The organism is Kitasatospora sp. NPDC096077, from assembly GCF_040303245.1.
In the GTDB taxonomy this organism is placed as follows: domain Bacteria; phylum Actinomycetota; class Actinomycetes; order Streptomycetales; family Streptomycetaceae; genus Kitasatospora.
In genome coordinates this window covers 1-8714 of sequence record NZ_JBEOSV010000126.1, presented here as the reverse complement: position 1 = coordinate 8714, position 8714 = coordinate 1, and the positions used below count along the sequence as shown (strand labels likewise).

General features: G+C 72.7%; 7 protein-coding genes. 3 read left to right on the top strand and 4 right to left on the bottom strand.

Annotation, left to right across the window (positions count from 1 at the left end; genetic code table 11):
- Positions 1–137: 137 nt before the first annotated feature.
- Entirely contained in the window at positions 138–770 is a 633-nt protein-coding gene (locus tag ABTZ03_RS43710) for a TetR/AcrR family transcriptional regulator (protein ID WP_350518856.1), read from the bottom strand.
- Between the two features lie 225 nt (positions 771–995).
- Between ABTZ03_RS43710 and ABTZ03_RS43705 the strand changes: the two genes are divergently transcribed.
- Complete coding sequence (locus ABTZ03_RS43705; RefSeq protein WP_350518855.1) at positions 996–2591, top strand: MDR family MFS transporter; 1596 nt, start codon at positions 996–998, stop codon at positions 2589–2591.
- Between the two features lie 94 nt (positions 2592–2685).
- Here the strand turns inward: ABTZ03_RS43705 and ABTZ03_RS43700 are convergent, their stop codons facing one another.
- Positions 2686–3603, bottom strand: coding sequence for an HhH-GPD family protein (locus ABTZ03_RS43700; protein WP_350518854.1), 918 nt, complete (start codon positions 3601–3603; stop codon positions 2686–2688).
- A 202-nt stretch (positions 3604–3805) separates the two neighbouring features.
- On the opposite strand from ABTZ03_RS43700, the gene ABTZ03_RS43695 reads away from it, so the two are divergent.
- Positions 3806–4675 (top strand): hypothetical protein, encoded by an 870-nt coding sequence (locus ABTZ03_RS43695; RefSeq protein ID WP_350518853.1) that lies wholly within the window; start codon positions 3806–3808, stop codon positions 4673–4675.
- A 144-nt stretch (positions 4676–4819) separates the two neighbouring features.
- Here ABTZ03_RS43695 and disA read toward each other — a convergent pair whose 3' ends face one another.
- Positions 4820–5878, bottom strand: a complete 1059-nt coding sequence (disA, locus tag ABTZ03_RS43690; protein WP_188306273.1) for a DNA integrity scanning diadenylate cyclase DisA — start codon at positions 5876–5878, stop codon at positions 4820–4822.
- Positions 5879–6080: 202 nt separating this feature from the next.
- Complete coding sequence (radA, locus tag ABTZ03_RS43685; protein WP_350518852.1) at positions 6081–7640, bottom strand: DNA repair protein RadA; 1560 nt, start codon at positions 7638–7640, stop codon at positions 6081–6083.
- A gap of 174 nt (positions 7641–7814) precedes the next feature.
- Between radA and ABTZ03_RS43680 the strand changes: the two genes are divergently transcribed.
- Positions 7815–8714: RNA polymerase sigma factor (locus ABTZ03_RS43680; RefSeq protein ID WP_502894775.1), on the top strand; the 900-nt coding region annotated here is incomplete at its 3' end.

Genomic DNA, 8714 nt, shown 5'->3' with positions numbered 1-8714 from the left:
GGTCCGACAACCGCTCACCCGTAGGCGACTTGACCTGCCCCACCCTCGCCACACCACAACCAACGAGACAAGCACTCCAAAGTCACTGGCATTGGCCCTAGGGCCTGTCCACCGGACAGGCCCTGGCCCCCGGCAGCTCAGCTGGTGCCGTCGGCCCGCTCACCGATCCGGGCGCTGATCTCCAGCGCGACCTCCCGGGCCGCCTCCAGCGCCTCGTCCATCTCGGCGTGCGGCATCTTCTCGCCCCACACGTTCAGGGCGTCGCCGCAGTCGGCGTCGTCCTGCTTGAGCAGGAAGAACGCCGAGTGGGCGGTGAACAGCGCCATGGTGGCCCGCAGCCGGTCGCGGAACTGCGCCTCCGGTCCGTGCACCAGCTGCATCATGGTGATCACGCGGTCCCGGAAGGCCAGCCCGGCCGGGGACTCGCGCAGCGCGGGCTGGTTCTCGTGGAAGAACCGCAGCAGCGGGGCCCGCTCGGCCATCCCGTCCGCGTAGCGGCGGATCAGCTCGTCGCGCATCTCCGGGCTCCAGGCCTGCTCCCGGCCCCACGCGATGATCTCGTCGATCGGCGCGGCCATCCGCTCGACGATGCCCAGGACGATGTCGTCCTTGGTCTTGAAGTGGTAGTAGAGCGCGGCCTTGGTGACGCCCAGGCGGTCGGCGATCTCGCGCAGCGAGGTCTGCTCGTAGCCCTGCTCCGAGAAGAGCTCCAACGACACCTCGATGATGCGAGCCCGGGTGTCGCTGCGGGGGCTGTGCGGAGTGCCCATGGCCTGCCTCATGACTGCGTCGGTGACTACTTGCTGCGGACCCCGGGATGGCGTCCGCCCCGGGTCCATTCTCCCTGCCCAGGCGGCCGGTCTCGAAACTGGCTTGACGACCGGCTAGGAAACAACCTACCGTGCCGACGATCGATAAACTAGCCGGGCGTCAAGTAAGTGAGCCGCCACCCGGCGGGACGCCCCTCCGAAACACCCCTCCGGGAGACCCACCCCATGTCACAGTCCAAGACCGCCGGCCAGGCACCGGAGGAGAAGACGGCCGAGGAGGAACAGCCGCGGTCGCCCCGCGAGATCCGCCTCGTGATGGTCGGCTTGGTCGTCACCATGCTGCTGGCCATGCTCGACAACCTGATCGTCGGCACCGCCATGCCGACCATCGTCGGCGACCTCGGCGGTGCCGAGCACCTGTCCTGGGTGGTCACCGCCTACACCCTGGCCACCGCCGCCTCCACCCCGATCTGGGGCAAGCTCGGCGACCTCTACGGCCGCAAGGGCGTCTTCCTCACCTCGATCGTGATCTTCCTGGTGGGCTCGGCGCTGTCCGGCCTGTCGCAGAACATGAACGAGCTGATCGGCTTCCGCGCCGTGCAGGGCCTCGGCGCCGGCGGTCTGATGGTCGGCGTCATGTCGATCATGGGCGCGCTCGTCGCGCCGCGTGACCGCGGCAAGTACCAGGGCATGTTCGCCGCCGTGATGGCCCTCGCCACCATAGGCGGGCCGCTGGTCGGCGGGTTCATCACCGACCACCTGAGCTGGCACTGGACCTTCTACATCAACCTGCCGCTCGGCGTCATCGCGCTCGCCGTGGTCGTGGTGACCCTGAAGCTGCCGAAGGTCCGCAACACCGCCCGGATCGACTACCCCGGCGCCGTGCTGCTCACCGTCGGCATCACCTCGCTCGTGCTGATCACCACCTGGGGCGGCCAGCAGTACGCCTGGGGCTCCAAGGAGATCCTCGGCCTGGCCGCGCTCGCCGTCGCCTCGCTGATCGCCTTCTGCTACGTCGAGCAGCGGGCCCAGGAGCCGATGCTGCCGCTCGGCCTGTTCCGGAACCTGAACTTCACCCTGGTCTCGATCATCGGCTTCGTGGTCGGCTTCGTGATGTTCGGCTCGACCGTCTTCCTGCCGCTCTACCAGCAGATCGTCCAGGGCGCCTCGGCCACCAACTCCGGCCTGCTGCTGATGCCGATGATGTTCGGCATGCTGGTGGTCTCGCTGGTGGTCGGCCAGGCCGTCACCAAGACCGGCAAGTACCGGATCTTCCCGATCATCGGCACCATCGTGATGACCGGCGGCATGATCCTGCTCTCCACCATGGGCACCGAGACCAGCAGCTTCACCTCGGCCTGCTGGATGGTCGTGCTCGGCGCCGGCATGGGCTTCCTGATGCAGATCACCATGCTGGTCGCGCAGAACAGCGTCGAGCTCAAGGACATGGGCGTGGCCAGCTCCACCGCCACCCTGTTCCGCACCATCGGCGGTTCCTTCGGTGTCGCGCTGTTCGGCGCCCTGTTCAACAACCGGGTGAAGGACACCATGACCGCGCGGCTGGGCGACCACGCCTCGGCCGGCGGCGGGGCGAAGGACCCGGGCCAGATGAGCCCGGTCGAGCTGCGCAAGCTGCCCGAGGTCGTCCAGGACGCCTACCACCACGCGGTCTCCAACGGCCTGCACACCGTCTTCCTGTGGGGCGCCGGGGTGGCCGTGATCGCCATCGCCGCGGCGGTGTTCCTGCGCGAGGTGCCGCTGCGCGGCACCGGCAAGGACGAGAAGCCGGCCGAGGTCTCGCTGGAGGCGGCGGCCGTCTGACGGCCCCCTCGGCCGTCCGACGGCCCCTTCGTACGACGGTGCCCCCGGGAGAGCTGCTCTCCCGGGGGCACCGTCGTTCAGCGGGCGCCGTCGTTCACTGGGGCAGGCGGTAGACGCCCTGCTCGACGGGCTCGACCAGGCCGTCGGCGACCAGGCCGTCCAGCGCCCGGGCGCGCTGCACCGCGTCCGGCCAGACCGCGTCCAGCCGGGCCTGCGGCACCGTGCCGTGCGCCTCGCGCAGGACGGCCAGCAGCTTGCCGCGCACCTGGCGGTCGGTGCCCTCGTAGGACTGGCCGCGCCGGGCCGGGCCCTCGTACGGCGGGCGGCCGGCCCGCTGCCAGGCGCAGACCGTGAACAGCGGGCAGTCCCCGCACTCCGGGCCGCGGGCGGTGCAGACCAGCGCGCCCAGCTCCATCACGCCGACCGCCCAGGTGGCCGCCGTCGCGGCGTCGTCGGGCAGCAGCGTCGTCGCGGTGCGGCGCTCGGCGGCGGTGGTCGCGGTGGCCGGGTACTCGACGCCGGTCACGGCGCGGGCGAAGACCCGGCGGACGTTGGTGTCCAGCACCACGTGTCGCTGGCGGAAGGCGAAGGAGGCGACCGCGGCGGCGGTGTACTCCCCCACTCCGGGCAGCGAGAGCAGCGTGGCGTGGTCGTCCGGGACCTCGCCGCCGTGCTCTTCGGTGATCGCCACGGCGGCCGCGTGCAAACGCAGCGCCCGACGCGGGTAGCCCAGTCGGCCCCACATCCGGACCGCCTCGCCGGGCGCGTCGGCGGCGAGGTCGGCGGGGGTGGGCCAGCGGGTCATCCAGGCCTGCCAGGCGGGCAGCACCCGCTTCACCGGGGTCTGCTGGAGCATGAACTCGCTCACCATGACCGCCCAGGGCGTCGCGTCGGGGGTCCGCCAGGGCAGGTCGCGCTTGCTGGCCTCGTACCAGTCGATGACGGTCGAGTGCAGCAGCGGCAGGGGCAGCGGCGGCGCGGGGGCGGCTTCGGCGGCGGTGATGGCAGTCATGGCCCTTCGATCCTCCCACGGCCGCGGATCCGTCCGAAGTGGAGGGAGGTGCTCCGGATCGACCGGATCAGTCGGCTGCCGGCCGGGAAATCAGCCTTTCGGGGCTCCCTCGAACGGATCAAATGGCGGATCATGTGAAAGAAGGGGCGACTGTGCGGTGTTGGTGAGTCAATCACCACACGGAGTCCCATAGAGTTTGATCGTGCCCTCTCTGCGTCAACCCGTGGGACCGTTGCCGGCCTCGATCTACTGGCGTCGGCGCGTCGTCGTGCTCGTCGCCGTCGCGGCGGTCGTCGCCCTGATCGCCTGGCTGATGTCCGATCAGGGCGGAGGCGGTGACGACGGCTCACAGAGCAAGGCCGCCCAGGCCGTTCCGTCCCAGAGCCAGACACCCGCCCAGGCGATCACGCCGGGCGCCTCGCCGAGCGGCCCCGCGGCGCACCCGGCCGGTGGCGGCTCCAGCGGCGGGCCGGTGGCCAGCGGCGGCGGCAGCGAGGTCGGCCTCAGCGGCGGCGGCACCGGTGGAGCCGGTGGCACGGGCGGCTCCGGCGGCGGCGCGAACGGCGGGTCCGGCGGCACGGCCGGCGGCGCCGGTGGCACCGGAGGCTCGGGCGGTTCCGGCGGCTCCCCGGCGGTGAACACCACCGAGGTGATGGCGCTTCCGGTCTGCTCCTCCTCGCAGGTCGCCCTGGAGCTGGCGGGCACCCAGAACTCGTACCAGCCCAAGGACAAGCCCAAGCTGGCCCTGACGGTCAAGAACTCCTCCGGCGCCAACTGCCGGGTGGACCTGGGCCGTACCGCCTCCGTGATCACGGTCAGCAGCGGCGGCAACAACGACCGGGTCTGGTCCTCCGGCGACTGCCCGCCCGACAAGGGCAACATCTGGGTGCAGATCCCGGCGAACGGCAGCCAGACCGAGACCTTCACCTGGGACCGCAGCCGCAGCAAGCCGCAGTGCGCGACCGCCGACCAGACGGCGCCGGCGAACGGGACGTACGTGGTGCTCGCCGAGCTCACCGGGCTCTCCGGGGACAAGGTGTCGGCCCGGACCTCGATCCGACTGGACGGCTGAGCGACCGTCAGTTCCGTACGGAGCCCCCGACCGCCGCGGCGGTCGGGGGCTCCGGCGTCCTGGGGCCGCGGGCGGCGACGGACATGGGACGGCCCCCGGGGAAGCGTTTCTCCGGGGGCCGTTGCCGCTCTGCGCCGCGTGCGGTCAGACGTAGCGCTCCAGAATGGACGATTCGGCAAGCCGGGACAGGCCCTCGCGGACCGAGCGGGCCCGGGTCTCGCCGACGCCCTCGACCGTCTGGAGGTCGTCGATGCTGGCGGCGAGCAGCTTCTGCAGGCCTCCGAAGTGCTCGACCAGGCGCTCTATCACCGTGTTGGGCAGGCGCGGGATCTTCGCCAGCAGGCGGTAGCCGCGCGGGGACACCGCGGAGTCCAGGGACTCCGGCGAGCCGGAGTAGCCGAGCGCCTTGGCGACCGTCTGGAGGTCCAGCAGCTCGGCGTGGGTGAGCGCCTCCAGGTCGGCCAGCACCTCGGTGACCGTCCGGCCCTTCTTGGCGGCGCGCTCCGGGAAGTAGTCCCGGGCGACCAGTTCGCGCTCCGGCTCCACGCCCGCGATCAGCTCGTCCAGCTGGAGCGAGAGCAGTCGGCCGTCGATGCCGAGCTCCAGCACGTAGCCGGCGATCTCGGTGGCGATCAGCCGGACCATCTCCAGCCGCTGGGCCACGGCCGTGACGTCCCGGACCGTCACCAGGTCCTCGATCTCCAGGGCGGAGAGCGTGCCGGCCACCTCGTCCAGGCGCAGCTTGTAGCGCTCCAGGGTGGCCAGCGCCTGGTTGGCGCGGGAGAGGACGGTGGTGGAGTCCTCCAGCACCCGGCGGGTGCCGTTGACGTACATGGCGATCAGCCGCATCGAGTGCGAGACCGCGACCACCGGGTAGCCCGTCTGCCGGTTGACCCGCTCGGCGGTGCGGTGGCGGGTGCCGGTCTCGTCGGTGGGGATGGTGGAGTCCGGCATCAGGTGGACGCCGGCCCGGACGATCTTGGTGATGTCCTTGTCCAGCACCACCGCGCCGTCGAGCTTGCACAGCTCGCGCAGGCGGGTCGCGCTGAACTCGACGTCCAGCACGAAGCCGCCGGTGCACAGGGACTCGACGGTCTTGTCGAAACCCAGCACGATCAGGCCGCCGGTGTTGGCCCGCAGGACCCGTTCCAGGCCGTCACGAAGCGCGGTACCGGGCGCGATGGCGGTGAGGGAGGCCCGCAGCAGGGCCTCCTCACGGGAGGCCTTGTCCGCCCCCCGGTCGCTGGCTGCCACGTGACTCCTCCGGTCGACCCCGTGCCGCGCGCCTCGCGCCGTGCGCCGGTCCGCGGTCTGTTGCTCTGTCGCTCAGTACCGCTTCGGTACTGCCTTCTGGCCAATGAGACTGGGGAAAGTCTAACTGCGTGCGGCTTCGGCAGGGCTTGGGTCAGCGCAGTTCGTCGGAGTCGAGCGGCTCCCAGCCGTCCATCAGCTCGTCCGGGTACGCCGGGACCCGGGCGGAGCGGGGTGCGGGCGGGGCCGACGGAGCCTCACCACGGGCTCCGGGACGGGCCTCGGCGCGATCGTCGGAGCGCGTCTCGGAGCGTGCCTCGGCACGCGGTTTGGCGGCGGCCCGGCGGCGACCCGGGATGGCCCGCAGCGCCTCGCCGATGTCGGCCACCTCGACCACCTTCATGCCCGGCGGCACCTTGCCCGGGTCCGGCGGGACCAGGGCGTGGGTGAAGCCCAGCCGGTGCGCCTCGGCGAGCCTGCGCTGCACACCCGTCACCCGCCGCACCTCGCCCGCCAGACCGACCTCGCCGATCGCCACCAGGTTGCTGGGCAGCGGGGTGTCGGTGGAGGAGCTGGCCACCGCGAGCGCGACCGCGAGGTCCGCGGAGGGCTCGGTCAGCTTCACCCCGCCGACCGTCGCGGTGTAGATGTCCTGCTTGCCGAGCTTCACCCCGCCGTGCCGCTCGACCACGGCCAGGATCATCGCGATCCGGGGCGACTCCAGGCCCGAGGTGGTGCGCCGCGGGGAGGGGATCTGCGAATCCACCATCAGCGCCTGCACCTCGGCCACCAGGGGGCGCTTGCCCTCCAGGGTGACGGTGAGGCAGGTGCCGGGGACGGGCTTGTCACGCCTGGTCAGGAAGAGGCCGGACGGGTCGGCCAGGCCGACGATGCCCTCGTCGTGCAGCTCGAAGCAGCCCACCTCGTCGGTGGCGCCGTAACGGTTCTTGACCCCGCGGATGAGCCGCAGCCGGGCGTGCCGGTCGCCCTCGAAGCTCAGCACCACGTCCACCAGGTGCTCCAGCAGGCGCGGGCCGGCGATCTGGCCGTCCTTGGTGACATGGCCGACCAGCAGGGTGGCCATGCCGCGCTCCTTGGAGGCCCGGATCAGCGCGCCGGCCACCTCGCGGACCTGGGCCGGGCCGCCGGGGGCGCCGTCCAGCTCGGCGGAGGCGATGGTCTGCACCGAGTCCAGGATCAGCAGGCCGGGGTTGACCGCCTCGATGTGCCCGAGCACCGCGCCGAGGTCCTGCTCGGCGGCGAGGTAGAGGTGCTCGGAGAGGGCGTTGATCCGGTCGGCGCGCAGCCGGACCTGGCCGGCCGACTCCTCGCCGGTGACGTAGAGGGTGCGGTGCCGGTCGGTGGCCGCCTTGGCGGCGACGTCCAGCAGCAGGGTGGACTTGCCGACGCCGGGCTCGCCGGCCAGCAGCACCACCGCACCGGGGACCAGACCGCCGCCGAGCACCCGGTCCAGCTCCGGGACGCCCGTCGAGCGGGCCGTCGCGACCTGGCCGTCCACCTGGGCGATCGGGCGGGCGGGGGCGCTGACCGGGCCGGCGGCCGTGGTGCGGATCGGCACCGCGCCGTACTCCTCGACCGTGCCCCAGGCGTTGCACTCCGGGCAGCGGCCGACCCACTTGGGCAGCTGGTTGCCGCACTCGGTACAGCGGTAGGCCGGGCGCGGCTTGGCGGTGGTCTTGGAACGCGGAGGCATGCGGCCCACGGTAGCGGCTGGGTGTGACAGTCGTGGACCGCGACGGAGTGCCCCGGCGGGGGCGCGCCGGTGCGGGGCGGGCGCCCACACAGATGGGCGATGTTGTTACCCGAAAGAAGTACATACGCGGTGAATGGCGGGGTCGGGCCGCCCGGTGTCCCTACCGTCGGACGGGTGACAACGCGAACTGTTGGGCCCGTCGGGGCGCCGGACGCCGTGCTCGCGGCGTACGACCGGCAGGTGGACGGCCTGTTCACCTACTGCCTCTCGGTGCTCTGCGAGCACGACGCGGCCGCCGACGCCCTGCGCGAGGTCCGCGAACTGGCCGGACGGCACGGCGCCCGGCTGGCCGAGCCCGGACTGGTGCGGGCCTGGCTGTTCTCGCTGGCCCGGTACTGCTGCCTGCGGCGGCTGGCGGACGGCGGCACGGGCGCCGGGACGGGGCCCGGGGCGGGGCCGGAGTCCGGGCCGGGGTCCGGGCCCGCGGCGGGGCTCAAGGCGGAGGTGGACGAGGTCGAGGCGGTCCGGCGGCGGCGTGAGCTGGCCTCGCTCGCCTGGCCGGAGGCGGCCGGGACGGACCCGGAGCAGCGCGAGGCGCTGGAGCTGTCCGTCCGGCACCGGCTGACCCCGCTGGAGGTGGCGGCCGTCCTGGGCCTGCCGTTCGAGCGGACCCGCGGGCTGCTCGCGGCCGCCGAGGCCGAGGTGACCCGGACCAGGGCGGCGCTGCTGGTGCTCGGGGTGGGCAGCTGTTCCGAGCTGGACCGGCTGGGCGGGGCCGGAGCGGAGTCCTGGCGGGACTGGGTGCTCGGCCCGGCGCTGCGGCGGGAGCTGGTGCAGCACGTGGTGGACTGCCCGACCTGTCGGGGGACGGCGGAGCGGGTGGCCGCCGGGGAGGCGGCGGAGGGTGCGGCCGGGCTGTCGGGGCTGCCGCTGCTGGCCGCGCCCCCGGTGGCCGGCGGGGCGGCGACCCCGACCGGGGCGGTGGGGCCGACCCCGGCGGGGGCGGGGGGGCGGATTATTGATGTAGCTTGCAATACTTTTGGGGGTGTGGGTCGTCGGGGAACAGGCGACGGC